The following is a 23,773-nucleotide window of genomic DNA, read 5'->3' as shown; positions in this document are numbered from 1 at the left end:
CGCTGTGGGTATGAAATCTGCGGGTCGATATCGCTGTCATCCTGCAGATTTCATACCCACAGCGCGGGGTGGGCCGTGCGTGCTACGTTGTCGTGCGATCCCCACGGGAGCCCTGGCAAGGGCTGAGATCGAGCTGAGGCCGCTCGGACCGTCGAACCTGACCGGGTCATGCCGGCGTAGGAAGCAGGAGTCCACATGTCGCACGATGACGTCCCCGCCCGCGCGCTCGCGTACGAGCGCGACGACACCTCCGGGATCACGGTCCCGGTCACCGAGATCACCCTGGCCGACTCGCCCGACGGCCTTCCGAACGCGCCCGTGCGCGTCTACCGCACCGACGGACCGGGGGGCGACCTCACCCGCGGCATCCCCGGGCTGCGGGAGTCGTGGGTCGCCGAGCGCGGCGACACCGAGGTCTACGTCGGACGCGAGCGCGACCTCGGCGACGACGGTCGTGGCGCCCGGCGTCGTGGTGCCTCGTCGGCCGAGTGGCAGGGCGTGGCACGCCCGCCGCGTCGCGCCCGCGCCGGCCGCACCGTCACCCAGCGGTACTACGCCCGCCGGGGCGAGATCACCCCGGAGATGCGGTTCGTGGCCGTGCGCGAGGGGATCGACGTCGAGCTGGTGCGTGCGGAGGTCGCCGCGGGACGGGCGATCATCCCGAACAACGTCAACCACCCGGAGTCCGAGCCGATGATCATCGGCCGGGCGTTCACGGTGAAGGTCAACGCCAACATCGGCAACTCGGCCGTGCACTCCTCGATCGCGGAGGAGGTCGAGAAGCTGCAGTGGGCCACCCGCTGGGGCGCCGACACGGTGATGGACCTCTCCACCGGCGACGACATCCACACCACCCGCGAGTGGCTGCTGCGCAACGCCCCGGTGCCCATCGGCACGGTGCCGATCTACCAGGCCCTGGAGAAGGTCGACGGCGACGCGTCGCGCATGACGTGGGAGATCTACCGGGACACCGTCATCGAGCAGTGCGAGCAGGGTGTGGACTACATGACCGTGCACGCCGGCGTCCTGCTGCGGTACGTGCCGCTGACGGCGAACCGGGTGACCGGCATCGTGAGCCGGGGTGGGTCGATCATGGCCGGCTGGTGCCTGGCGCACCACCAGGAGAACTTCCTGTACACCCACTTCGACGAGCTGTGCGAGATCTTTGCCGCGTACGACGTCGCGTTCTCCCTCGGGGACGGCCTGCGTCCCGGGTCGATCGCCGACGCCAACGACGCCGCCCAGTTCGCCGAGCTCGACACCCTGGCCGAGCTGACCCGGCGCGCCGGGGAGCACGACGTCCAGGTGATGGTGGAAGGCCCCGGTCACGTGCCGCTGCACCTGGTGCGCGAGAACGTGGAGCGTCAGCAGGAGCTGTGCGACGGCGCGCCGTTCTACACGCTCGGGCCGCTGGTCACCGACATCGCGCCGGGCTACGACCACATCACCTCGGCGATCGGCGCGACGGAGATCGCCCGGTACGGCACAGCGATGCTCTGCTACGTCACGCCCAAGGAGCACCTGGGCCTGCCGAACCGCGACGACGTGCGCACCGGCGTGGTCACCTACAAGATCGCCGCGCACGCGGCCGACGTCGCCAAGGGGCACCCGGGCGCGACGGCGCGGGACGACGCGTTGAGCAAGGCGCGGTTCGAGTTCCGCTGGCGCGACCAGTTCAACCTGTCGCTGGACCCCGAGCTGGCGGAGTCCTACCACGACGAGACGTTGCCGGCCGAGGCGGCCAAGACGGCGCACTTCTGCTCGATGTGCGGGCCCAAGTTCTGCTCGATGCGGATCTCGCAGGACATCCGTGACGAGTTCGGCGACGCCGCCGCCCAGGGGGAGCGGGTCGCCGCCGCCGAGGCCGCGGCGGGCATGGCGGAGAAGTCCGCCGAGTTCCGTGCCGCCGGGGGAGAGGTCTACCTGCCCACCCCCACGGTCCCCGCGAGGTAGGCGACCCGTCCGCGAGGTAGGCCATCCGGAATTCCGGACGGCCCACCTCGCGGTCGGGTCGCTTACCTCGCGGACGGGCCGCCTATCTCGCCGGGAGGTCGCCTACCTCGCGAGGGTGGTGGTGGCCCGGGGTCTCGGATGGTGGCCGCCGTCTGGACCCAGCGGTTAGGCGAGGCTAAGTTAGGCGAGCCTGACTTAACCATCCCCTCTGCGAGGAGCCCACGGACGTGCCCACCACTCCGCCCGACGCGACGCTGACCAGCACCGACGCACTGCTGACCAGCGGTACGGCCGATGCCTACGCCCGCACGGTCCGTCACGTCGTCGACGACGTCGCCACCCGCCTCGCCGCGGTGTCCCAGCCGTGGAGCGGCGCGAGCCGGTCCGAGCTGACCGCGCTGGTGGACGCCGTCGACCTCGACACCCCGGGTGTCGGCGCCCGCGAGGCCCTCCGCGAGGCGGGCGAGCTGTACGCCACCCACGCCGTGTGGTTCCACGACCCGGCCTACGCGGCGCACCTCAACTGCCCCGTGGCGATCCCCGCCGTCGGCGCCGAGGCGATGCTGGCGGCGATCAACACCTCGGTCGACACCTACGATCAGTCCACCGTGGCCACCCTCATGGAGCGGAGACTGATCGCCTGGACCACGGAGCGGATCGGCTTCGCCGCCGGTGACGGCGTCTTCACCTCCGGCGGGACGCAGTCCAACCTGCACGCCCTGCTCGCGGCCCGGGAGCGGTCGCTCACCGGGCCGGACGGCCGGCGTCTGACGGGTGTCGCGCGGCACGGGCTCCAGGACCGGCTCCGGATCCTGACCGGGTCGGGCAGCCACTTCTCCGTGGCCAAGTCCGCGATGATCCTCGGCCTGTCCGACGACGCGGTGGTCACGGTCGGCACCGACGAGGACGGCCGCCTCGACCCGGCGGCGCTGGACGACGCGGTGGCCGCGACCGAGCGGGACGGCGGCGTCGTCATGGCGGTCGTCGCCACGGCCGGCACCACCGACCGCGGGTGCGTCGACCCGCTGGAGGCGATCGCCGCACGGTGCGACGCGGCGGACCTCTGGCTCCACGTCGACGCCGCCTACGGCGGTGGCCTGCTCGTCTCCGCCACGCGGCGCCACCTGCTGGACGGGATCGAGCGAGCCCGCTCCGTCACGGTCGACTTCCACAAGACGTTCTTCCAGCCGGTGTCGGCCAGCGCGGTGCTGGTGCGCGACCCCGCGGACCTGGCCCGCACGGCGTGGCACGCCGACTACCTCAACCCGGCGGAGGACACCGCCGAGGTCAACCAGGTGGACCGGTCGCTGCAGACGACCCGCCGGTTCGACGCCCTCAAGCTGTGGACGACGCTGCGCGCGATCGGGCCGGACGGCATCGGTGCGATGCTCGACGCCGTGTGCGACCTGGCCGCCGCGGTGCACGCCGACCTGGCCGCCGACCCGGAGCTGCACCTGGTGGCCCGTACCGACCTGTCCACCGTCCTGTTCCGCTACCAGCCCGAGGGCGTCACCGACTCCGAGGCGGACGCCCTCGTGCCGGCGGTGCGTCGTGTCCTGTTCGACTCCGGGCGCGCGAGCGTCGCCAAGACGGTGGTCGGCGGGCGGCCCTGTCTCAAGCTCACCCTCCTGAACCCCGACGTCACCGTCGTGGACGTGCGCCGGGTCCTGACCCTGGTGCGCGACGCCGCGCACGGGATCCTTGCCGGCCGCGAGCTGGCGGACCTGACGGCACCGCCCTGCCGGGACGTCCACCCGCACCTGGCCCGGACGGCGACGGGAGACGTGCGATGACCACCTACGACGTCGTCGGCATCGGCATCGGCCCGTTCAACCTGGGGCTGGCCGCGCTCGCGGACCCGCTGGAGGACGTGCACGCCGTCTTCCTCGACCAGGCCGAGGGGTTCTGCTGGCACCCCGGCATGATGATCGAGGGCGCCACGATCCAGGTGCCGTTCCTGGCGGACCTGGTCACGATGGCCGACCCCACCTCGCCGTACTCGTTCCTGGCCTTCCTCAAGGACGTCGGGCGGCTGTACCCGTTCTACGTGCGCGAGTCGTTCTACCCGCTGCGCGCCGAGTACGACGAGTACTGCCGCTGGGTGGCCGCACGCCTCGACTCGCTGCGCTGGGGGCGCCGCGTCGTCGCCGTCGAGCACGACGCCGCGAGCGACACGTACGTCGTCACCGCCGAGGTGTCCGACGACGGCGGCACGCGCCACGAGCAGTACCGGGCGCGTCACGTCGTGCTCGGGGTGGGGACCTCGCCGCGCCTGCCGACACCGCTGGCGGAGCTGGCCACGACGGCCGCCGCGGCCGACGCGTCCGGTCCGGTGATCCACACGGCCGACTACCTGCCGCACCGCGACGCCCTGCGCGCGTCCGGCGCCGTGACGGTGGTGGGGTCGGGTCAGTCCGCGGCGGAGGTGTACCGCGACCTGCTCGAGGACGCCGGGGAGTACCGGCTGGACTGGGTGACGCGTTCGCCGCGGTTCTTCCCGATGGAGTACACCAAGCTCACCCTGGAGATGACCTCGCCGGAGTACACCGACCACTTCCACGGGCTGCCGACCGAGCTGCGGGACCTCGTGGGACGCGAGCAGCGGAACCTGTACAAGGGGATCAGCGGCGACCTGGTCGACGACATCCACGACACCCTCTACCGCCGCACGGCGCTGGGCCGCGAGGTGCCGACGACGCTGCTCAGCGACACCGAGGTGGTGGCCGCGCGGGCGGAGCCGGCCGACGACGGCGGGTTGCAGTACGTGCTGACGCTCCGGCACGGCCAGCTGGGCACGACGGCGGAGCACCGGACGCGCGCGGTGGTCGCGGCGACGGGATACGCGTCCGGGGTGCCGGGGTTCCTCGACCCGGTGCGCGGGCGCCTGCGGCTCGACGGCCGTGGCCGCTTCGACCCGACGCGCGACTACTCGGTCTCGGCCGACGCGCGGGTCCACACGCTCAACGGCGAGGAGCACTCCCACGGCGTCACCGCGCCCGACCTCGGGTTCGGCCCGTGGCGCAACGCCGTGGTGCTCGCGAAGATCACCGGACGCGAGCCCTATCCGATCGAGCGGCGTACGGCGTTCCAGCAGTTCGGCCTGCCCGGGGGCGTGCCCGACGGCGGAGCCCCGGCCTCCACGGTGGCTGCGGACCCGGAGGTCGTCCGGTGACCGCCACGACCGAGCAGCCGACCAGCGTGCTCACCGTCGCCACCCGGCTGGGTGAGCTCACCTTCTCCCCGGTGGTGCCTGGGCGCGACGCGGCCACGGTGCAGGCCTGGCTGACCCACCCGGCGTCGTCCGCGTGGCACATGACCGGGCTCGACGTGGACGCGGTGCGCGACTACCTGGCCGCCGTCGTCGCCGACGACGCCCAGGACGGTTGGCTCGGGCGCCTCGCGGGTGAGCCGGTGGTCTACACCGAGACCTACGACCCGGCGCGCGTGCTGCTCACCGACGTCCACGACGCGCTGCCGGGCGACGTCGGCATGCACCTGCTCGTCGCGCCCGCGCCGGCCGACCCGGCCGCGCGCCGTCCCGGGCTGACCGACGCGGTGATGGCGGCCGTCGTCCGGTTCTGCCTCGCCGACGCCGCGGCCGGCGGGCGGGGCGGAGCGAGGGTCGTGGTCGAGCCCGACGTGCACAACGCCCCGATCGCGGCGAAGAACGCCGCCGCCGGCTTCCGGGTGCTGCGGGAGGTCGAGGTCGTCGACGACGGGCACGCCAAGACCGCCGCGCTGAGCGTGTGCACCCGGGAGGACTTCGCGGCGTCGCCCCTGGGCCCCGGCGTCGACCCCGCACCCCATCTGCGCGCGGACCTGGCCGAGCACGCCCACCGCCACCTGGTGGCCAAGGCGCTCGCCGAGCTGACCCACGAGCGCCTGTTCGAGCCGGTCGAGGCCGGGCCGGGCCGGTACCGTCTCGCCCTGGACGGCGGCACGTACTCCTTCGCGGCCCGCACGTTCGCCCTGGAGCACTGGGTGGTGGATCCGGGCTCGATCCGGCGGACCGGCCCCACGGGGCCGCTGCCGGTCGACGTGCTGGAGCTCGTCACCGAGCTGCAGCCCTTGCTGCAGATCCCCGACGACCTGCTCGCCACGTATCTCGAGGAGCTCTCCTCGACGCTGGCGGCCGCCATGGCCAAGCGGGACCGCGAGCTGGCCGGGCTCACGCCCGGTGTCGCACGGCTGGCCGCCGGGCTCACGGACCCGGGAGCCGCGCCCGTACCGGACCCGGCCGACGGGGCCGAGGACCGCCGTCGGACCGCCGAGTCCTTCCAGGCGGTCGAGGCCGCCATGTCCGAGGGCCACCCGGGATTCCTCGCCAACAACGGGCGCATCGGCTTCTCGCTGCCGGACTACGAGGCGTTCGCCCCCGAGCGCGGGGGCCGGCTGCGGCTGCAGTGGGTCGCCGCCCGGCGGGCGCACACCCACCTGGCGCTGGCGTCCGACCAGCCCGAGGACGGGCTGTACGACGCCGAGCTCGGCGGGGCGGAGCGGGCCGCGTTCGCCGACCGGCTGGCCGCCCGTGGCCTGGACCCGGCGGACTACCTGTACCTGCCGCTGCACCCCTGGCAGGCCGAGCACCGCCTGCCCGTCACGTTCGCCGCCGACGTCGCGCGCGGTGACCTGGTGCCGCTCGGACCGGGCGCGGACGAGTACACCCCGCAGCAGTCGATCCGCACGATGTTCAACCGGACCCGGCCGGAGCGGCACTACGTCAAGGTGGCCCTCGCGATCCAGAACATGGGATTCCTGCGCGGTCTCAGCCCGGCGTACATGCGGGCCACGCCCGCCATCAACGACTGGGTCGCGGACCTGGTCGCCGGGGACCCGACGCTGGCCGGCTCCGGGTTCGGCGTGCTGCGCGAGCTCGCGTCGGTCGGGTACACCGGCGACGTCTACCACCGGACCCCGCGGCCCAACGCCCACCGCAAGATGCTCGCCGCCCTGTGGCGCGAGTCGCCGCTGCCGCGGACGCGGCCCGGTGAGCGGCTGGCCACCATGGCGTCGCTGCTGCACCGGGACGCCGCGGGTCGGGCGCTGGTCACGGCGCTGGTGCGGACCTCGGGCGTCGCGGCGGACGACTGGGTGCGCGCGTACCTGGACGCCTACCTCTACCCGCTGGTGCACTGCCTGCGCGCCCACGACCTGGCGTTCATGCCGCACGGGGAGAACCTGGTGCTCGTCCTGCGCGACGGCGTGGTGCGGGGCAGTTTCATGAAGGACATCGGCGAGGAGGTCGCGGTGCTGTCCGACTGGGCGTTGCCGGCCGACGTCGCGCGCGTCGCCGCCCCCGTGGACGACGCCGAGAAGGCGTTGGCGATCTTCACCGACGTGTTCGACGGCGTGCTGCGGCACCTGGCCGGCATCCTCGCCGTCGACGGCGTGCTCGGCGAGGACCGGTTCTGGGCGCTGGTCGGCGAGTGCCTCGACCGGCACGAGGCCGAGCACCCGGACCTGCGCTCCGGGGTGGACCTGCGCGCCGCACGCTTCGCGCACTCGTGCCTCAACCGGCTCCAGCTGCGCAACACCCTGCAGATGGTGGACCTGGCCGACCAGTCGAGCTCGCTCATCTACGCCGGCACGATGGCGAACCCGGTGGCGCGCCGGTGAGCTTCGAGATCCTGCGCGACTCCTGGGGCGTGCCGCACGTGCGCGCGGCCGACGAGCTCTCCCTCGCCCGCGGCCAGGGCTACGTCACCGCGCGGGACCGTGGCTGGCAGCTGGAGACCGACCGGTGGCGGGCCGAGGGACGGCTCGCGGCCCGGTTCGGCCCGGGCGGGCTCGAGTGGGACCGGTTCGCCGTCCGTGTGCGCCTGGCCGACACCGCCCGCCGGGTGCACGCCGCGCTGGCGGAGCCCGAGCGTGCCTGGCTGGCGGCCTACACCGCGGGGGTCGACGCCGGGCTGGCCGACGGCGGGCGGGACACGCCGGAGATGGCCGCGCTGGCGACCGGCGGCGCGGTGCCCGGCGAGCTCACCGAGCACACGCCCTGGCCCGACTGGGCCCCGATCGGGGTGTTCCTGACCAACCACGTGCTCTTCAGCGGGTGGCCGCACCTGCTCATGCGCGAGCACGTCGCCCGTGCTCTCGGCGAGGACCACGTCCTGGTCGGTTCCGGGGAGCGAGGGCTCTCCTCCGGGTCGAACGCCTGGGCGCACCCGGGGTGGCGGACGGCGTCGGGCGCGCCCCTGCTCGCCGGCGACCCGCACCGCCTCCTCGAGCTCCCGGGCGTCTACCAGCAGGTCCGGCTCGCCTGCGACGCCTACGACGTCGTCGGCCTCGCCTTTCCCGGGGTGCCCGGGGTGCTGCACTTCGGACAGGTGGTACCCGGGACCGCCGCCGGCCCGCGCCGGGGACCGGGCGCCCTCGGGACCGCCACGCCCGACGACGGCGCGGCCCGCGCCGAGGACCGCTCGGTGGCGTGGGGCGTCACCAACGCCCTGGCGCACCACGTCGAGCTGTTCACCGAGACGCCCGAGACGCTCGCGGGCGCGGCCGGACCCGTGGAGTCCGGCACCGAGACCGTGCCCGTGCGCGGTGGGGCGTCCGTGGAGGTCACCTGGGCCGAGACCCCGCGCGGCCCGCTGGTCACCGACCGGCACACCGTGCGATGGCCCGTGCGCGTCGAGGCCGACGCCGGGGTCGCGTCCTGGCGGCGGCTGCTGCGCTCGCGGACGGCGCACGACGTCGCCGCGGCCCTGTCGGGCTGGGTGGACCCCGTCAACAGGGTGCTCACCGCCGACTCCGAGGGCACGGTGCTGAGCCTCACGGCCGGGCGCGTCCCCGAGCGGGCGCCGCACGAGCGGGTGCTGCCGCACGCCGTCGTGCATGGGTGGCGGCCACCGCGATGGCGGGAGCCGGACGCCGCGGTCGAGATCGCCGTCGCCGTCGTCGACGCCAACGACCGCCCCGAGGACCTCGACCGGGTGCCGGACCTGGGCCACGCGTACGCGCCCTACCGCGCGGCGCGCATCCGGGCGCTGCTGGCCACACCACCCGACTCCGGCGAGCAGCCCGACGGCCAGTCACGGGTCTTCGGCGACGTGTCCGACGGCGGGGCGGCAGAGCTGGTCCGGTGGCTCGACGGCGTCCGGGGCGCCGGGGTGGGGCCCGCCGCGGAACGCCTGCGGACGTGGGTGGCCTCCGGGGCGACGATGGCGGCGGACTCGGCCGACGCCGCGCTGTTCGCGCTCTGGCGCGACGCCCTGACACGGCGCGTGGCGGACGCGCCGGCCCTGCACCCGCTGCACGCCGAGGTCGGCCTGCCGGCGATCTTCGCGCCCTGGCTGGACGTGCGCGCCGCGGTCGGGCACGACCTGGCGCGGGTGCTGGCCGCCGGGGAGTCGTGGGATCCGCCCCTGGACGCGGCGGCCGAGGCACGGGCCGCGCTGGTCGAGGTCGGGCGCCTGCTGTCCGGGCGGGCGTCGTCGACCGGCGGCGGGGAGACCGGTGCTCCAGGGGTGCCCGACGCGGCGACCGGCGGGGTGCGTCGACGGCGCGGGGCTCGGCCCGGCGGCACCTGGGGCGCGCTGCACCCGGTGCTGCCGCTGCACGCGCTGGCCGACGCGACCGGCGTCGACCCGGCCGACGTGCCGCGTGTCCCGCGGCACCTGCGCTCACCGGTGGGTGGCTCCGCGGACACCGTGTGCTGCACGGGCTCGGTGCCGGGCGTCTCCACCGCCTCCTGGCGGGGGTCGGTGGCGCGCTGGGTGTGGGACCTGTCCGACCGGCGCCGCAGCCGGTGGGGCGTGCCGTTCGGCGCGGCCGGGGACCCGCGCTCGGAGCACTTCGCCGACCAGCACCCCGAGTGGGCCGCGGCCGGCACGCACGAGATCGAGACGGACTGGGCGCGCCTGCGCCCCGAGACCTGGGAGACGTCATGACCGACCGGCTGCTGACGGGGGAGCGGGGTGCGCAGGTGTGGCGCGGCGGCGGGGTGACGGTCCACGTCCTCGACCCGGTGGCCGACGCCGGCGTCCTGCACGAGTGGGTGACGCGGCCCGGCGCCGGGTTCTTCGGACTGACGGAGCTCACGCCCGACGAGCTGCGCGAGACCTACGAGTTCGTCGAGTCCCTGCCGACGCACCATGCCTACCTGGTGCGTTCGGCCGGTGAACCGGTGGCGATGGTGCAGCTCTACCACCCGGAGGACGACCCGGTCGCCACCGCCTACGACGTGCGACCGGGCGACGTCGGCGCGCACTTCGTCCTCGGGTCGCGGCGGCCCGGCTGGGCGGAGCTCGGGCCGGCGCTGCTCGCGTGCGCGTTCGCGCCGCCCGCGGTGCGGCGGGTCGTGGTGGAGCCGGACGTGCGCCACCGTGCGGCGCTCGCGCGGATGGTCGCCCTCGGGTTCGAGCCGGCCGGTGAGGTCCGCTACGACTCCCCGCACGGGCCCAAGGACGCGATGCTGGCGTTCCTGACGCGGGAGCGGGCCGAGGCCCTGGTCCCCGCGCTGCGCCCGCTCCCCGCCGGGTAGAGCCCGCCGCGCCCGGGGGAGGGCAGGTCTACCGCGCGGTCGGGGCGGGTACCGGGCCCGTCGTGGTGCCGGGGACCAGCCCGACCGGCAGGGTGACCGTCGTCGGGTCGTGGTCGGCGAGCAGGTCGATGACGGCCTGGCCCAGTGCCGCCCCCTTCTCCCGCAGCGGCTGGTGGACGCTGGTCAGCACGTCGGGGGAGAGCCAGGGCAGGTCCAGGCCGTCGAAGCCGGCGATCGAGACGTCCTCGGGGATGCGCAGGCCGAGCTCGCGGGCGGCGATGACCGCGCCCGCGGCGAGGAGGTCGGAGTGCGCGACGATCGCCGTCGGGCGTTCGTCCGCGGGCACCCAGGTGCCGAGGATCTCGGTGGCGGCGTCGCGTCCGTGCTCCACGAGCGAGGCCGGGGTCTCCCAGGTCAGCACCGGCTCGACGGCGTCGCGCACCCCCGCGAGCCGGTTGACGGTGGGGGTGCGGTCGGCCTGGGCGAGCCGGTCGGCGTCGGCCGGTCCGGAGCGTTCGTCGTGCCCGAAGGGCAGCGCGATCTCGGCGATGCGCGTGTGCCCGAGGTCGAGCAGGTGCCGCACGGCCTCCGCCGCACCGGCGCGGTCCTCGATGGCCACCAGCGGAGCGCCGTCCACGGCCCGCCCCTCGCCGACGACGACGGGCACGTTGCGTCGCTGCAGCGCGTCGAGCGTCGGGTCGTCGCTGAGGATGCCCCAGACGAGCACGGCCACGTCCATCCCGGCGGTCTCCAGCAGGGGGTCGACGCCCTCGGCGGCGCGCACGCCGGGGATCAGCAGGACGCCGAGGCCCTGGGTGCCGAGGACGTCCACCAGCCCGTCGAGTACCTGGACGGCCACGGGGTCGCGGAACGCCCGGCCCGGCTGGTCGCCGATGACGACGCCCACGATCCCGGAGCGGCCGCGCCGGAGCTGGCGCCCCAGCGGGTTGGGTCCGGTGTACCCGAGCGCACCGGCGGCCGCCAGGACCTTGTCGCGGGTCTCGGGGGTGATGGGCCCCGACCCGGAGAACGCGAGGGAGGCGGTGGAGACGGACACGCCCGCGCGCTCGGCGACGCGCGCCAACGTGGGGCGCCTGCCGGGTGTGCGACCCATGCGGCTCCTTCCGGGTCTCGGGTGGGCGACAGCCTACCGGCGCGCTCGTGTCGAATCGATTTGACCGCGCGGTCGGTCTCGGGGATCGTCATGCCGTGAGCACCCCCGACCTCGCCGGCGCACGCCGGCTGCGCGGCGCCGTCGTCGCCGTCTACGGCGTCTTCGTCGCCGCCGGCTTCGGCATGGCCACCTGGGCGTCGCGCATCCCCGCCGTCCGGGACGGCCTCGGCTTCACCGAGGCGCAGATGGGCGTGCTGCTGCTGACCGCGTCGATCGGCTCCATCTGCGCCCTGCCGCTCTCCGGGATGATCGCCTCCCGCCTCGGCGCCGCACGCACCGTCCTCGGCTTCGCCGTCGTCGCGGCCGTCGGCTTCACCGTCGCGACGGTCGGCATCGACGTCGATCTGCCGTGGCTCGTGCGCGCCGGCCTGTTCCTCGGTGGCATGGGCATGGGCGTGTGGGACGCCGCCATGAACCTGGAGGGCGCCGTCGTCGAGCAGAGGCTCGGCAAGGCGATCATGCCCCGCTTCCACGCCGCGTTCTCCTTCGGCACCGTCGCCGGGGCCGGCGTCGGGGCGCTCGCCGCCTGGGCGCAGGTGCCGCTCACCGTCCACCTCGTCACCGTCGTCGTGCTCGACGCGCTCGCCGTGGCGCTGTGCGTGAGGGCGTTCCTGCCGGCGCGCGACGCCGGCCCGTCCGTCTCGGAAGCCGGCGCGCAGGACTCGGTCGCCGACCCGGCCACCGCCGTCGAACCGTCCCACGGGCACTCCCTCCAGGACACCCTGGCCACCTGGCGCGAACCGCGCACGCTCCTCATCGGGCTGATCGTGCTCGCCGCGGCACTCACCGAGGGCGCGGCCAACGACTGGGTCGGCCTGGCCACCGTCGACGGGTTCGGCACCGGTGACGGCGTCGGTGCCGTCGCGCTCGCCGTCTTCCTCGTCGCCATGACGGTCACCCGGCTGGTCGGCACGGAGATCATCGACCGCTACGGCCGCGTCCCCGTGCTGCGGGTCAGCGGCGGAGCGGCGCTCGTCGGGGTCGCGCTGTTCGCCCTGGTGCCGAACCTGCCGCTGGCGCTGGCCGGCGTCTTCCTGTGGGGCGTCGGCTCCGGCCTCGGCTTCCCGATGGGCATGTCCGCCGCGTCCGACGACCCGCGGCGCGCCGCCCTGCGCGTCGCCGTCGTCTCCACCGTGGGCTACTCGGCGTTCTTCGTCGGGCCGGCCCTCATCGGGTTCCTGGCCCACCTGACCGGCTACCGGCTCGCCCTGCTGGTGCTCGCCCTGCCCGTGGTGGTGGGGCTGTTCGTCGCGGGCGCGGCCCGGCCGCTGCGCGGGGACGACGACGGTCGGAGCGTGGCCGCGTAGGTCCGGCGCGTCAGGGTCCGGCCAGACGTCCGTGCACGTGCATGTCGTGCCATCCGTCGGCGTGCCGGGCCGATCCCCGGAGCGTCCCCTCGAGCTCGAACCCGGACTTGGCCGCGACGCGGCACGAGGCCGTGTTCCGGGTCGAGTGCTCCAGGTGGAGGCGTCGGAAGCCCGTCGCGAACGCCCATGACGAGACGGCCTCCACCGCTCTCGGAGCGGCACCCCGCCCACGGGACGCCGGCACCGTCCAGTACGCCACCTCGGCATCGCCGTCGCGCAGATCGACCGTCTTGAGGGCTGCCCTGGCCAGCACCACGCCGGCGGCGTCCGTCACGGCCCACTCCGCGCGCGACTCGTCGCTCCAGCCCGCCTGCCAACCGGCGATGATCGCCGCAGCCTCCGCGTCCGACTCGACGCTGCGGACGTGCCAGCGTCGGATCTCCGCATCGCCGTACACGGACCGGACGACGGGCGCGTCGTCCCCGCGCCACGGGCGGAGCACGAGCCCGTCCCGTGCGATCAAGGTCGGCTGGACGTTCCGTGCCAGAGACCCGGGGATGATCGTCGTCGGAGCGAGGGGAGGCATCCGGCCACCCTAGGCCGGAAGTGAAGGCGTCCTCGGCGCCGGCCCCGGACGGGGTCGAGGCCCTGAGGGGTTGCCGACGGCTGAGCGAGACCAGCCCGGGGTTGCACGGGCGGCGTCTACGCTGGAACCGTGAGCCAGACCGCTGCGCAGCCCGCCGGGAGCACCGCCCGCGAGCTCGACACCACGCCCAACCTGTCCGAGCTGACCACGTTGCGCGTCGGCGGACCCGTCGACCGGTACGTCGAGGCGACCACCGAGGCCGAGCTGGTCGACGCCGTGCGTGCGGCGGACGACGCCGGTGCGCCGCTGCTGGTGGTCGGGGGCGGGTCCAACCTCCTGGCGGCCGACGAGGGGTTCGACGGCGTCGTCGTGCGCGACGTGCGCACCGGGCTGGACGCGGACCTGTCGGCCTCCTGCGAGCTGGAGGGCCCGGCGTGCGGCGGCGCGAACCTCACGCTGCCCGCCGGCCAGGACTGGGACGCCTTCGTGGCGCAGGCGGTGGCGAACGAGTGGATCGGCGTGGAGGCGCTCTCCGGGATCCCGGGGACCGTCGGTGCGGCACCGGTGCAGAACATCGGTGCCTACGGTCAGGAGGTGTCGGGCGTGGTCGCCTCGGTGCGGACCTGGGACCGGGCCACGGGTCGACGGCGCACGCTCACCCTGAGCGAGCTCGGCTTCGGCTACCGCACCAGCGTGCTCAAGCAGTCGATGCGGGCGTCCACGTCACCCGACGGCGCGGTCTGGTACCCGACGCCCCGGTACGTGGTGCTCGAGGTGAACCTGCAGATGCGCATCGGCTCCCTGTCGGACCCGGTCACCTACCCCGAGCTGGCCCGCCGGCTCGGGGTCGAGGTCGGGCAGCGTGCGCCGTCGTCGGACGTGCGCGCGGCCGTGCTGGAGCTGCGCGGGGGCAAGGGCATGCTGCTCGACGGCGTCGGGGGAGCGGCTACCCCCGACCACGACCGCTGGTCGGCGGGCTCGTTCTTCACCAACCCGATCCTGTCGGCGGCGGAGGCCGAGACGCTGCCGGCCGAGGCGCCACGGTTCCCGGCCGGGGACGGACGGGTCAAGACCTCGGCCGCCTGGCTCATCGACCGCGCGGGGTTCGGCAAGGGATTCGGCCCGGCCGGCGAGCACTCCCCGGCGCGGCTGTCCACGCGGCACACGCTCGCGCTGACGAACCGGGGCGGGGCGACGGCGCAGGACCTGGTCTCGCTGGCGCGCGCGGTCCGCGACGGCGTCCGCGAGACCTTCGGCGTCACGCTCGAGCCCGAGCCGGTGCTGGTGGGCCTGGCCCTCTGACGCCCGCCGCCCTCCCTCGCTGTGGGTGCACGACACGCCTGAGGGTCGCCCGATCCAGCGGCGTGTCGTCCACCCACAGCGGTGGGGAGGTCAGTGGACGATGACGGTCGTGCCGCGCGGCATCCCCCAGGAGTCCCAGAGCCAGTCCATCGCCGAGTTCGACACCCGGATGCACCCGTGCGAGGCCGCGTACGGCGGGATCGAGCCCGACCCGTGCACCGCGATGCCCCCCGTGAAGTACTTGGGCCGGTACATCGAGCCGAGCTCCAACGTCGACTCGTGCAGGTAGTCGCGCTCCATGTACACCGCGAACGTCCCGGTCGGCGTCGTGGCCCGGTACGTGCGGCCCTTGGCCTCGAACGTGTCGCCGTTGCCGGAGGACGCGTTGACCGTGCGCACCACGCGACCGTCCTCGACGGCGAGCAGGAGCTGGCGGTCCAGGTCGATCTCGACGACCTTGCCCGACGACGACACGGGCTGCGGCGTCACCCCCCGGTCCAGCGCGTCCTGCGTCTTCGGGCCGACGACGGCGTCGCGGTAGAGCCCGGCGGCCTTCTGAAAGGCCCAGACGGCCTGCTGCGTCATCGGGCCGAACGAGCCGTCGACGCTCGGCAGGTAGTACCCGAGGTCGACCAGGCGTTGCTGCACGGCGCGGACCTCGGCGCCCGACGCGCCGACCTCGGGGTAGCCGGGCGCGGGCTCGGCCTCCTCGGTGGACTTCTCCTGGTCCGAGGTGGCGTCGTCCTGCGCGGCGTCGTCCGGCTTCGGCTTCTTCTTCTGCTTCGCGGGCGCGCTGGGCGAGGGCGACGGTTCCGGGGACGGGGTGGCCGACGGCGACGGCTCCGGGCTCGGCTCCGCGGTCTCCGTGGCGGACGGCTCCGGCGAGGGAGCCGACGGCGTCGGTGCGGTGGAGACCTCCGTGGACGCGGACGCCTCGGACGTCGGCGACGGCGCGGCACCCGGGTCGGGTTCGGCCCGGGTGAGATCGGACAGGGTCGAGCACCCGGACAGGACCAGCAGACCGACGCCGAACGCTGCGACGACGGCGCGTCGGCGCAGCGCGGTCAGGGTCGTGCTCATGGTTCCCACCTCTCCCCGGGGCGGCCGCCGGCGGCAGGAGCCGCGACCGCGAACTCCTACCGTGCCCTGTCGCTCGGCCCCCGGCGAGCCGACGGGGCCGATCTCCCGACGATCGACACCCTTCCGTGACATCGCGCCTCCGCCCGAGGCGCGGTCACCGAGGGGATGCCCGCCGCCCCGGGTCGGTGGTCAGCGGTCGCCGCGCAGCACCTCCCGGCGGTGCCGGTACTCGGACTCGTCGATCTCGCCGCGGGCGTAGCGCTCGCCGAGGACCGCCTCCGGGGAGCCGGCGCGGCCCCACGGTCCCCAGCCGCGGCGAGCGCGACGGGCGACGAGGAACACCACGGCGGCGACGAGCAGGAACCACAGGATCGGGAACACGATCCACCACCCGGGCCCGGCGCCGCTCCAGGCGACGGGGTGGGCGGCGGCGGTGGTCAGGGTCGTGATCATGGCGGTCTCCTTCGAGGTCGTGGCCACGCCGGGTGCGGGCCGTAGCGACCACGCTCCCGGACCGCGGTGCCGTCGTCGTCCCCCACCGGTGCCGGACCACGTCGTCCCGGGGTGCCGGGCGCGGACCGCCGCGGGTCAGCCGGACCAGCCGGGGCGGACGACGCCGCCCTCGTACGCCGCCACGACGAGCTGGGCGCGGTCGCGGGCGGCGAGCTTGGCCATCACCCGCGAGACGTGCGTCTTGACCGTGGACTCCGAGAGGAACAGGCGTCCGGCGATCTCGGCGTTCGACAGCCCGCCGGCCACCTCGACGAGGACCTCGTGCTCGCGGGCGGTCAGCTCGGCGAGCCCGGCCGGGGGCGCCACGTCCTGGGTCGCGGCGGCCACGCGCGCGAGCAGCCGCCGGGTCACGCCGGGGGAGAGCAACGCGTCCCCGGCCGCGGCGACCCGGACGGCGCGCAGCAGGTCGGCCGGCTCGGTGTCCTTGACCAGGAACCCGGTGGCCCCGCCACGGATCGCCTCGGCGACGTACTCGTCCAGCTCGAACGTGGTCACCACGACGACGTGCACCCCGCCCGCCCGGGGGTCGGCCACGATGCGCCGGGTCGCCGCCAGACCGTCCAGACCGGGCATCCGGACGTCCATGAGCACGACGTCGGGCAGCAGCTCCAGCGCCAGGCGGACCGCGTCGTCGCCGGTCGCCGCCTCACCCACCACCGACACGCCGTCCTCGGCGTCCAGCAGTGCGCGGAAACCGCCGCGCACCAGCGCCTGGTCGTCGGCGAGCAGCACGCGGATCACGGCCGGTCCCCGGGGATGTTCGCCGTGACCACGAACCCGTGGCCGTCGCGGCCGGTGCGCAGCGTCCCGCCGGCGCCCTCGACCCGCTCGCGCATGCCGAGCAGCCCGTGGCCCGGTGTGCCGTCCGGCGTGCCGGGGTCCGGTGCGTCGCCGTCGGCGACCTCGGCACCCGGGGCACCGGCGCCGTCGTCGGACACGCGCACCTGCACCCCGCCGGGGTCGGCCCGCACGTGGACGACGACGGACCGGGCCCGCGGGGCGTGCCGGCTGATGTTGGTCAGGGCCTCCTGCACCACGCGGTACACGATCCCGGCCACGTGCGGCGGCACGTCGTTTTCGGACGGCAGGTCGAACGTGACCACGACGCCCCGGGCGCGCAGCGGGTCGGCGAGTCCCGGCAGGGTCGACAGGTCCCAGGTGGGGCCGGGCACCGGCGCGCCGGCCTCGACGGCGCCGTCCTGCGCGCGGACCACCTGCAGCACGGCGCGGACCTCGTCGAGCGCGTCCCGGCTGGTGGCTCGGATCGCGGTCAGCGCCGTCCGCGCCTGTTCCGGGTCCCTGTCCAGCAGGTGCAGGCCGACGCCGGACTGCACGGTGATCGCCGAGAGCGAGTGGGCCAGCACGTCGTGCAGCTCGCGGGCGATGCGCAGCCGTTCGGTGGCCACGGCGCTGCGCTCGCGCTCGGCCCGGGCCGCCCGCTGCGCGGCGGCACGGGTGAAGCGTTCGCGGATCGCGCCGGCCAGCAGGAGCGCGACGGCGGTCCACGCGGCGCCGCCGAGCAGCACGGCCGGGCTCGGGGCGTCCGCGCGCAGTCCGGCGGCTGCGACGACGGCGCCCCAGCAGACCACGGCGCCGGACCAGGCCAGCGCCCGGGCGCGCCGTGGCGGACCGGTGAGGAGGACGGCGACGAGCACACCGACCGCACCGGCCAGCACGGGACCCCACGCGTAGCCGAACGCCAGGTAGGCGCCCACCGCCGCCGTCGAGGTCAGCACCGCGGGGACCGGCCGGCGCGCCAGCGCTGCCACGGCGACCGGGGACACCAGCACGAGCCCGACCCCGAGGACGTCCAGGGGGCGGTCGCCCGGCCGCCAGTGCGAGGCCCCGACCGTCCCGACGGTCACGACGACGCCGAGCGCCACCGCGAGGAAGATCCGGGGTCGACGCCGGTCGAGGGGCCCCCGGTCGGTGCCGCCGAGGTCAGGGCGGTCCATGCCTGGCACGGTACGCCGGGCGCTGCCGCGGCGCGTCCTGCTCCGGTACCGTCCGGCGTCCTCCCCGGGTGCCGTCCGGCCGCACCGGTCAGGCCGCCGCGAGCCAGTCGTCGACGCCCGCCAGCAGGGCGGCCTGCGAGGACTCCGAGGCGCGCGAGGCCCGGATCGAGGACCGGGCGAGGTCGGCGAGCTCCTCGTCGGAGAACCCGTGCACGTGCCGCGCCGACTCGTACTGGGCCAGCAGCCTCGACCCGAAGAGCAGCGGATCGTCCGCGCCCAGCGCCACCTGCGCCCCGGCGTCCACCAGCTCGCGCAACGGGACGTCCTCGTCACGCTCGTACACGCCGAGGCTCACGTTCGAGGCCGGGCACACCTCGAGCGCCACCCCGGACTCGACCAGCGAGTCCAGCAGCTTCCGGTCCTCGACGGACCGCACCCCGTGACCCAGCCGGTCGGGCGCCAGCGCGCCCACGACCTCGCGCACGTGACCGGCTCCGAGCAGCTCCCCGCCGTGCGGCACGGACGCCAGCCCGGCCCGCCGCGCGATGCGGAACGCGTGCGCGAACTCGCCGGTGTCGCCCCGCCGCTCGTCGTTGCTCAGACCGAAACCCACCACCTCGCCGGGACCGTCACCGGCGTACCGTGCCGCCAGCCGCGCCAGCGTGCGCGCGTCCAGGGGGTGCCGCATGCGGGAGGCCGCGACCACGACGGCGACCTCGACCCCGTGCCGGGCGCTCGCGGCCCGTGCCTCGTCCAGCACGATCTCGACCGCCGGGGTGATGCCGCCGACGAACGGGGCGTACGACGTCGGGTCCACCTGGATCTCGAGCCGGCCGGACCCCTCGGCGGCGTCGTCCGCCGCCGCCTCGTCGACCAGGCGGCGCATGTCCGCCTCGGAGCGCACGCAGTGCCGGGCGGCGTCGTACAGCCGTTGGAACCGGAACCAGCCGCGCTCGTCGGCCGGGACCCGCAGCGCGACGCCGTCGGTCAGCGCGGACGGCAGCCGCATCCCGTGCGCGGCGGACATCTCGCGCAGCGAGGACACCCGCAGCGATCCGGTGAAGTGCAGGTGGAGGTGGGCTTTCGGGAGCTCTGCCAGGTCGCGCACGGGGTCAGTCTGGCACCGTCGAGGGGGTGGGCCACCTGCATGGGCCACCCGTGCGGTCGATCCCGGGACGGGCTGTGAGCGACGACGCCTGCTCGCGGTTCGACCCACGGCGCAGGTTCGCGTAGAGTTGTCCCTCGGTGGTTGACGGCCGCCATGCTGGACCGCGCCCACGGGCTGGTCGGCTCGGGCGTCAGCACGAAGGGTAGTGGCGCAATTGGTAGCGCAGCGGTCTCCAAAACCGCAGGTTGCAGGTTCGAGTCCTGTCTACCCTGCCAGCGTGATCCCCCGCGGGGCCGCGCGCAGCGGGGTCGCGTGAGCGCGTGGCCCGGAACGCCAGGAATCTGTGCCGTGGGCGCGCTGCCGACAGGCGGTGCGGTCGCGGCCGATCGAAACGGGGTAGTCGAAGTGAGCGAGTCGTCGGCCGAGGCCGCTGGGACGCACGACGCCGGCACGGAGCGCCGTGGGTTCTTCGGTCGTATCGCGTTGTTCGTGCGCCAGGTGGTGGGCGAGCTCCGCAAGGTCGTCACACCGACCCGCTCGGAGCTGATCAACTACACGATCGTCGTCATCGTCTTCGTCACGGTCGCGATGCTGTTCGTCACCGCCCTCGACCTCGTCCTCGGGCAGGGAGCCGGCTGGCTCTTCGGGGACGGCTGAGCCGACCCGCGTCGAGAGCAGCACCGGAACGCACCCCCACATCCCGAAGTCAGAAAGCAGGTTCGTTCGTGTCCCAGGATCCTCTGGAGCAGACGGAGAACGTCGACCCCACGCAGCCCGACGCCACCGGCGCCGAGGCCGACCTCGACGTGCCCGCTGACGCGGACGCCACCGTGCCCACCGACGCCCCGGAGACGGAGGACGCCGACGCGACCGACGTGCCGGAGGGGACCGAGCCGGAGGCCGCGGCCTCCGAGCCCGACGTCACCGCGGAGATCGAGGACCCGGCCGAGGAGCTGAAGCGCACGCTGCGCGGCCAGCTCGGCGACTGGTACGTCATCCACTCCTACGCGGGGTACGAGAACCGTGTGAAGGCCAACCTGGAGAACCGCACCCAGAGCCTGAACATGGAGGACTACATCTTCCAGGTCGAGGTCCCCATGGAGGAGGTGACCGAGATCAAGAACGCGCAGAAGAAGACCGTCCGCCGCGTCCGGATCCCCGGTTACGTCCTGGTGCGCATGGACCTCACCGACGAGTCGTGGGGCGCCGTGCGGCACACGCCGGGTGTCACCGGGTTCGTCGGCCACACCCACCAGCCCGTCCCGCTCTCGATCGACGAGGTCTTCGGGATGCTGGCGCCGACCATGCTCGAGGAGACCCCCGCCCAGCCGGCCGCCGCCGGTGGCGGTGCCGCGTCCGGGGGAGCGGCGGCGCGCCCGTCCATCGAGGTCGACTTCGAGGTCGGCGAGTCGGTCACCGTCACGGACGGCCCGTTCGACACGCTGCCCGCCACGATCTCCGAGATCAACGCCGAGGCCCAGAAGCTCAAGGTCCTCGTGTCCATCTTCGGCCGGGAGACCCCGGTCGAGCTGTCGTTCAACCAGGTCGCCAAGATCTGATCGCCGCGCCGGGCCTCCGGCGCGCCGCGCACGGCAGCATTGCAACCGGGTCATCGCCCACGGCGTCGGCCCACGAACAGAAAGCAGGAGACTCATGCCTCCCAAGAAGAAGGTCGCCGGCCTCATCAAGCTCCAGATCCAGGCCGGGGCCGCGAACCCCGCCCCGCCGATCGGCCCCGCGCTGGGTCAGCACGGCGTGAACATCATGGAGTTCTGCAAGGCCTACAACGCGGCGACCGAGTCGCAGCGCGGCAACGTGGTGCCGGTGGAGATCACGGTCTACGAGGACCGCTCCTTCACCTTCATCACCAAGACCCCGCCGGCCGCTGAGCTCATCAAGAAGGCCGCCGGTGTGGCCAAGGGCTCCTCGACCCCGCACACCGTGAAGGTCGCGCAGCTCACCCAGGACCAGGTCGCCGAGATCGCGCAGACCAAGATGCCGGACATCAACGCGAACGACCTCGAGGCCGCGAAGAAGATCATCGCCGGCACCGCCCGGTCGATGGGCATCACCGTCCAGAGCTGATCGCGCGCCGGACCACCGTCCGGCCGCACGGCACCAAGACCCGGCGACAGTCGCCGGGCACGTGGGAGGGTCCGCGCAGACCCGACGACCACGACTGCACGCAAGGAGAATGCAGATGGCACAGCGCAGCAAGGCGTACCGCGCCGCCGCGGCGAAGATCGACCGCGACACCCTGTACACCCCGCTCGAGGCCGTGAAGCTGGCCAAGGAGACGGCGTCGACCAAGGCCGACGCGACTCTCGAGGTCGTCTTCCGCCTGGGCGTGGACCCGCGCAAGGCGGACCAGCTGGTCCGCGGCACGGTCAACCTGCCGAACGGCACGGGCAAGACCGCCCGCGTCATCGTCTTCGCGAACGCGGCGAAGGCCGAGGAGGCCCGGGCGGCCGGCGCCGACGAGGTCGGTGGCGACGAGCTGATCACCAAGGTGGCCGGTGGGTACACCGACTTCGACGCCGCCGTGGCGACGCCGGACCTCATGGGCAAGGTCGGTCGACTGGGCAAGGTCCTGGGCCCCCGTGGTCTCATGCCGAACCCGAAGACCGGCACCGTGACCATGGACGTCACCAAGGCCGTCTCGGACATCAAGGGCGGCAAGATCGAGTTCCGCGTCGACAAGCACGCGAACCTCCACTTCATCATCGGCAAGGCCTCGTTCTCCGAGGAGCAGCTGGTGGAGAACTACGGCGCCGCGCTGGACGAGGTCCTGCGCCTGAAGCCGTCGTCCTCGAAGGGCCGCTACATCACCAAGGCGACGCTCGCCACGACCTTCGGCCCGGGCATCCCGCTCGACCAGTCGAAGACGGCGAAGCTCACCGAGGCCTGAGCCTCCGCTCCGGTCCGCACGACGGCCCGGCACCCTCCGCGCGAGGGTGCCGGGCCGTCGTCGTTCCCGGAACTTTCCGAACTGTCGGGCCCGATGTATCAGGGCGGACCCGGTGCCCTCCCTGCCGATGACACATCAGGTCGGGTGCGGAGGGTGAAATCTCATGGGTGGAGACGGAGGACGCCGCGGGGCGTCACGCCCCGCCCTAGGCTCGTGGCGTTCCCCCAGCGCGGACAGCGCCCCGGACCCCGACGAGGTGGACCCTGCCATGAACCGCCCCCCTGACACATCGAGCCTCGGCGACCGCGCCGCCTTCGCGCTGCTGGAGTACCGGGAGGGACGCCCCGAGGCGCTCGGGGACTTCGTCCGGGAGGCGACGCCGCTGCTCTGGCGGACCGTGCGGTCCCAGGGCGTGGAACGTGACGCCGCCGACGACGTCGTGCAGCAGACCTGGGCGGCGCTCGTCCGGCACGTGGACACGATCACCGAACCCCTGGCGACGCTCAAGTGGCTGCTGGTCACCGCGCGCCGTGGCGCGTGGGAGGCGGTGCGCAAGGACCGCACCGACGACATGCGGCGGACCGAGCTGCCGGACGACGACGCCGAGACCTCCGCGACGCTGCCCGACCCGGCACCCGGCCCCGAGGCGGAGCTGCTGCGTTCCGAGCGCGACCGGTCGCTGTGGGCCGCCCTCGGCGAGCTGCCGGAGCGGTGCCGTGAGCTGCTGCGCCTCGTCTCGCTCGCGGACCGTCCGGACTACAAGGCGATCTCCGCCGCGATCGGCATGCCGGTCGGCAGCATCGGCGCCACTCGAGGACGGTGCCTGGCCAAGCTGCGGGCCGTCCTCACCGACCGAGGGGAGACCTCATGGACATGACCGAGTTCGACGACGTGCCGGGTGCCGGCGAGCCGTTCGACGACCTGGACGCGGCCCTGCTGGCCCGCGTCGCGGCGCTGGACGCGCAGCTCGACCCCGTGCCCGAGGGGCTGGTCGAACGGTCGCGGTTCGCCATGACGGTGGCCGGGCTGGAGGCGGAGGTCATGGAGCTGCAGGTCCTCGAGGTGCCGGCCGGCTCCGTGCGCAGCGACGCCCCGGTGGAGACGCGCACCATCACGTTCACCCACGAGCGGCTGACCGTCATGATCGCCCTGTCCGCGGGCGGCACGCAGGGCACCGTGCGGGTGGACGGCTGGCTCGCGCCGGCCGCGCCGCTCGAGATCGAGCTGCGCCGCCCGGACGACGACCCCCGCACGACCCTGTGCGACGAGGACGGGCGCTTCGTCATCGACGACGTCCCCCGCGGCCCGGCCAGCCTGCTGGTGCGCCAGGGGGAGACACCGGTGACCACGCCCGTCGTCGAGCTCTAGCCGCACCACGACACACCCACGACCACGGACGGGGACG

21 protein-coding genes, 1 tRNA gene and 1 riboswitch are annotated in these 23,773 nt (G+C 74.4%); of the genes, 15 read left to right on the top strand and 7 right to left on the bottom strand.

Going from position 1 to position 23,773, the window contains the following annotated elements; all coding sequences use genetic code 11:
• Positions 1–93 precede the first annotated feature (93 nt).
• Positions 94–200: riboswitch (TPP riboswitch) on the top strand.
• The 6 genes from thiC to ACIQLL_RS00915 all read left to right on the top strand — a co-directional run bounded on the left by thiC (position 196) and on the right by ACIQLL_RS00915 (position 10,435).
• Positions 196–1,953, top strand: coding sequence for a phosphomethylpyrimidine synthase ThiC (gene thiC, locus ACIQLL_RS00940; protein WP_402461980.1), 1,758 nt, complete (start codon positions 196–198; stop codon positions 1,951–1,953). It overlaps the preceding riboswitch by 5 nt.
• A 227-nt stretch (positions 1,954–2,180) precedes the next feature.
• Positions 2,181–3,746 carry a pyridoxal phosphate-dependent decarboxylase family protein gene (locus tag ACIQLL_RS00935; RefSeq protein ID WP_402461977.1) on the top strand — a complete coding sequence of 522 codons (1,566 nt, stop codon included), beginning with the start codon at positions 2,181–2,183 and terminating at the stop codon, positions 3,744–3,746.
• On the top strand, positions 3,743–5,125 hold the full coding sequence (locus ACIQLL_RS00930) for a lysine N(6)-hydroxylase/L-ornithine N(5)-oxygenase family protein (protein ID WP_402461974.1): 1,383 nt from the start codon (positions 3,743–3,745) through the stop codon (positions 5,123–5,125). Before ACIQLL_RS00935 ends, ACIQLL_RS00930 begins: the two co-directional genes overlap by 4 nt.
• Positions 5,122–7,569: a GNAT family N-acetyltransferase gene (locus tag ACIQLL_RS00925; RefSeq protein WP_402461972.1), complete on the top strand. Its 2,448-nt coding sequence runs from the start codon at positions 5,122–5,124 to the stop codon at positions 7,567–7,569. The genes ACIQLL_RS00930 and ACIQLL_RS00925 overlap by 4 nt, the downstream gene beginning before the upstream one ends.
• Entirely contained in the window at positions 7,566–9,842 is a 2,277-nt protein-coding gene (locus tag ACIQLL_RS00920) for a penicillin acylase family protein (RefSeq protein ID WP_402461969.1), read from the top strand. Before ACIQLL_RS00925 ends, ACIQLL_RS00920 begins: the two co-directional genes overlap by 4 nt.
• Entirely contained in the window at positions 9,839–10,435 is a 597-nt protein-coding gene (locus tag ACIQLL_RS00915) for a GNAT family N-acetyltransferase (RefSeq protein ID WP_402461967.1), read from the top strand. Before ACIQLL_RS00920 ends, ACIQLL_RS00915 begins: the two co-directional genes overlap by 4 nt.
• Positions 10,436–10,463: 28 nt before the next feature.
• Here ACIQLL_RS00915 and ACIQLL_RS00910 read toward each other — a convergent pair whose 3' ends face one another.
• Positions 10,464–11,549 carry a LacI family DNA-binding transcriptional regulator gene (locus ACIQLL_RS00910; RefSeq protein WP_402461965.1) on the bottom strand — a complete coding sequence of 362 codons (1,086 nt, stop codon included), beginning with the start codon at positions 11,547–11,549 and terminating at the stop codon, positions 10,464–10,466.
• Between the two features lie 95 nt (positions 11,550–11,644).
• Here ACIQLL_RS00910 and ACIQLL_RS00905 point away from each other — a divergent pair, with 95 nt between their 5' ends.
• The gene (locus ACIQLL_RS00905) at positions 11,645–12,916 is read left to right on the top strand and encodes an MFS transporter (protein ID WP_402461962.1); all 1,272 of its coding nucleotides are present in this window, start codon (positions 11,645–11,647) and stop codon (positions 12,914–12,916) included.
• Positions 12,917–12,926: 10 nt separating this feature from the next.
• On the opposite strand, the gene ACIQLL_RS00900 is transcribed toward ACIQLL_RS00905, so the two are convergent.
• The gene (locus ACIQLL_RS00900; RefSeq protein ID WP_402461959.1) at positions 12,927–13,502 is read right to left on the bottom strand and encodes a GNAT family N-acetyltransferase; all 576 of its coding nucleotides are present in this window, start codon (positions 13,500–13,502) and stop codon (positions 12,927–12,929) included.
• Positions 13,503–13,631: 129 nt separating this feature from the next.
• On the opposite strand from ACIQLL_RS00900, the gene ACIQLL_RS00895 reads away from it, so the two are divergent.
• The gene (locus tag ACIQLL_RS00895; protein WP_402461956.1) at positions 13,632–14,804 is read left to right on the top strand and encodes a UDP-N-acetylmuramate dehydrogenase; all 1,173 of its coding nucleotides are present in this window, start codon (positions 13,632–13,634) and stop codon (positions 14,802–14,804) included.
• Positions 14,805–14,894: 90 nt separating this feature from the next.
• Here ACIQLL_RS00895 and ACIQLL_RS00890 read toward each other — a convergent pair whose 3' ends face one another.
• From ACIQLL_RS00890 to ACIQLL_RS00870, 5 genes are all read right to left on the bottom strand, one after another.
• Positions 14,895–15,884: a L,D-transpeptidase family protein gene (locus tag ACIQLL_RS00890; protein WP_402461953.1), complete on the bottom strand. Its 990-nt coding sequence runs from the start codon at positions 15,882–15,884 to the stop codon at positions 14,895–14,897.
• 189 nt (positions 15,885–16,073) lie between these two features.
• Positions 16,074–16,337 (bottom strand): SHOCT domain-containing protein, encoded by a 264-nt coding sequence (locus ACIQLL_RS00885; RefSeq protein WP_402461951.1) that lies wholly within the window; start codon positions 16,335–16,337, stop codon positions 16,074–16,076.
• A gap of 135 nt (positions 16,338–16,472) precedes the next feature.
• Complete coding sequence (locus ACIQLL_RS00880) at positions 16,473–17,138, bottom strand: response regulator (protein ID WP_402461948.1); 666 nt, start codon at positions 17,136–17,138, stop codon at positions 16,473–16,475.
• Positions 17,135–18,352 (bottom strand): sensor histidine kinase, encoded by a 1,218-nt coding sequence (locus ACIQLL_RS00875; RefSeq protein WP_402461945.1) that lies wholly within the window; start codon positions 18,350–18,352, stop codon positions 17,135–17,137. The genes ACIQLL_RS00880 and ACIQLL_RS00875 overlap by 4 nt, the downstream gene beginning before the upstream one ends.
• A gap of 88 nt (positions 18,353–18,440) precedes the next feature.
• Positions 18,441–19,460, bottom strand: coding sequence for an adenosine deaminase (locus ACIQLL_RS00870; RefSeq protein ID WP_402461943.1), 1,020 nt, complete (start codon positions 19,458–19,460; stop codon positions 18,441–18,443).
• Between the two features lie 199 nt (positions 19,461–19,659).
• Between ACIQLL_RS00870 and ACIQLL_RS00865 the strand changes: the two genes are divergently transcribed.
• The 7 genes from ACIQLL_RS00865 to ACIQLL_RS00835 all read left to right on the top strand — a co-directional run bounded on the left by ACIQLL_RS00865 (position 19,660) and on the right by ACIQLL_RS00835 (position 23,736).
• Positions 19,660–19,735, top strand: a tRNA-Trp gene (locus tag ACIQLL_RS00865).
• A 130-nt stretch (positions 19,736–19,865) separates the two neighbouring features.
• Positions 19,866–20,117 (top strand): preprotein translocase subunit SecE, encoded by a 252-nt coding sequence (gene secE, locus ACIQLL_RS00860; protein WP_402461940.1) that lies wholly within the window; start codon positions 19,866–19,868, stop codon positions 20,115–20,117.
• A 68-nt stretch (positions 20,118–20,185) separates the two neighbouring features.
• Positions 20,186–21,019 (top strand): transcription termination/antitermination protein NusG, encoded by an 834-nt coding sequence (gene nusG / locus ACIQLL_RS00855; RefSeq protein WP_402461937.1) that lies wholly within the window; start codon positions 20,186–20,188, stop codon positions 21,017–21,019.
• A gap of 94 nt (positions 21,020–21,113) precedes the next feature.
• The gene (gene rplK / locus ACIQLL_RS00850) at positions 21,114–21,545 is read left to right on the top strand and encodes a 50S ribosomal protein L11 (protein WP_402461935.1); all 432 of its coding nucleotides are present in this window, start codon (positions 21,114–21,116) and stop codon (positions 21,543–21,545) included.
• A 115-nt stretch (positions 21,546–21,660) separates the two neighbouring features.
• Positions 21,661–22,368, top strand: a complete 708-nt coding sequence (gene rplA / locus ACIQLL_RS00845; protein WP_402461932.1) for a 50S ribosomal protein L1 — start codon at positions 21,661–21,663, stop codon at positions 22,366–22,368.
• Positions 22,369–22,636: 268 nt separating this feature from the next.
• The gene (locus ACIQLL_RS00840; protein ID WP_402461929.1) at positions 22,637–23,245 is read left to right on the top strand and encodes an RNA polymerase sigma factor; all 609 of its coding nucleotides are present in this window, start codon (positions 22,637–22,639) and stop codon (positions 23,243–23,245) included.
• Positions 23,236–23,736 (top strand): hypothetical protein, encoded by a 501-nt coding sequence (locus ACIQLL_RS00835; protein WP_402461927.1) that lies wholly within the window; start codon positions 23,236–23,238, stop codon positions 23,734–23,736. The genes ACIQLL_RS00840 and ACIQLL_RS00835 overlap by 10 nt, the downstream gene beginning before the upstream one ends.
• Positions 23,737–23,773 lie beyond the last annotated feature (37 nt).

This window comes from Isoptericola aurantiacus, from assembly GCF_044769875.1.
GTDB classification, from domain to species: domain Bacteria; phylum Actinomycetota; class Actinomycetes; order Actinomycetales; family Cellulomonadaceae; genus Isoptericola; species Isoptericola aurantiacus.
This window is presented reverse-complemented; position numbering and strand designations above follow the sequence as displayed.

What these genes read in the sequence shown, in the direction of transcription:
- ACIQLL_RS00890 (WP_402461953.1), bottom strand. Translation starts at nt 15,884, where the DNA reads ATGAGCACGACCCTGACCGCGCTGCGCCGACGCGCCGTCGTCGCAGCG.
- ACIQLL_RS00875 (WP_402461945.1), bottom strand. Translation starts at nt 18,352, where the DNA reads ATGGACCGCCCTGACCTCGGCGGCACCGACCGGGGGCCCCTCGACCGG.
- thiC (WP_402461980.1), top strand. Translation starts at nt 196, where the DNA reads ATGTCGCACGATGACGTCCCCGCCCGCGCGCTCGCGTACGAGCGCGAC.
- ACIQLL_RS00885 (WP_402461951.1), bottom strand. Translation starts at nt 16,337, where the DNA reads ATGATCACGACCCTGACCACCGCCGCCGCCCACCCCGTCGCCTGGAGC.
- ACIQLL_RS00910 (WP_402461965.1), bottom strand. Translation starts at nt 11,549, where the DNA reads ATGGGTCGCACACCCGGCAGGCGCCCCACGTTGGCGCGCGTCGCCGAG.
- ACIQLL_RS00840 (WP_402461929.1), top strand. Translation starts at nt 22,637, where the DNA reads ATGAACCGCCCCCCTGACACATCGAGCCTCGGCGACCGCGCCGCCTTC.
- rplA (WP_402461932.1), top strand. Translation starts at nt 21,661, where the DNA reads ATGGCACAGCGCAGCAAGGCGTACCGCGCCGCCGCGGCGAAGATCGAC.
- ACIQLL_RS00930 (WP_402461974.1), top strand. Translation starts at nt 3,743, where the DNA reads ATGACCACCTACGACGTCGTCGGCATCGGCATCGGCCCGTTCAACCTG.
- rplK (WP_402461935.1), top strand. Translation starts at nt 21,114, where the DNA reads ATGCCTCCCAAGAAGAAGGTCGCCGGCCTCATCAAGCTCCAGATCCAG.
- ACIQLL_RS00835 (WP_402461927.1), top strand. Translation starts at nt 23,236, where the DNA reads ATGGACATGACCGAGTTCGACGACGTGCCGGGTGCCGGCGAGCCGTTC.
- ACIQLL_RS00915 (WP_402461967.1), top strand. Translation starts at nt 9,839, where the DNA reads ATGACCGACCGGCTGCTGACGGGGGAGCGGGGTGCGCAGGTGTGGCGC.
- ACIQLL_RS00900 (WP_402461959.1), bottom strand. Translation starts at nt 13,502, where the DNA reads ATGCCTCCCCTCGCTCCGACGACGATCATCCCCGGGTCTCTGGCACGG.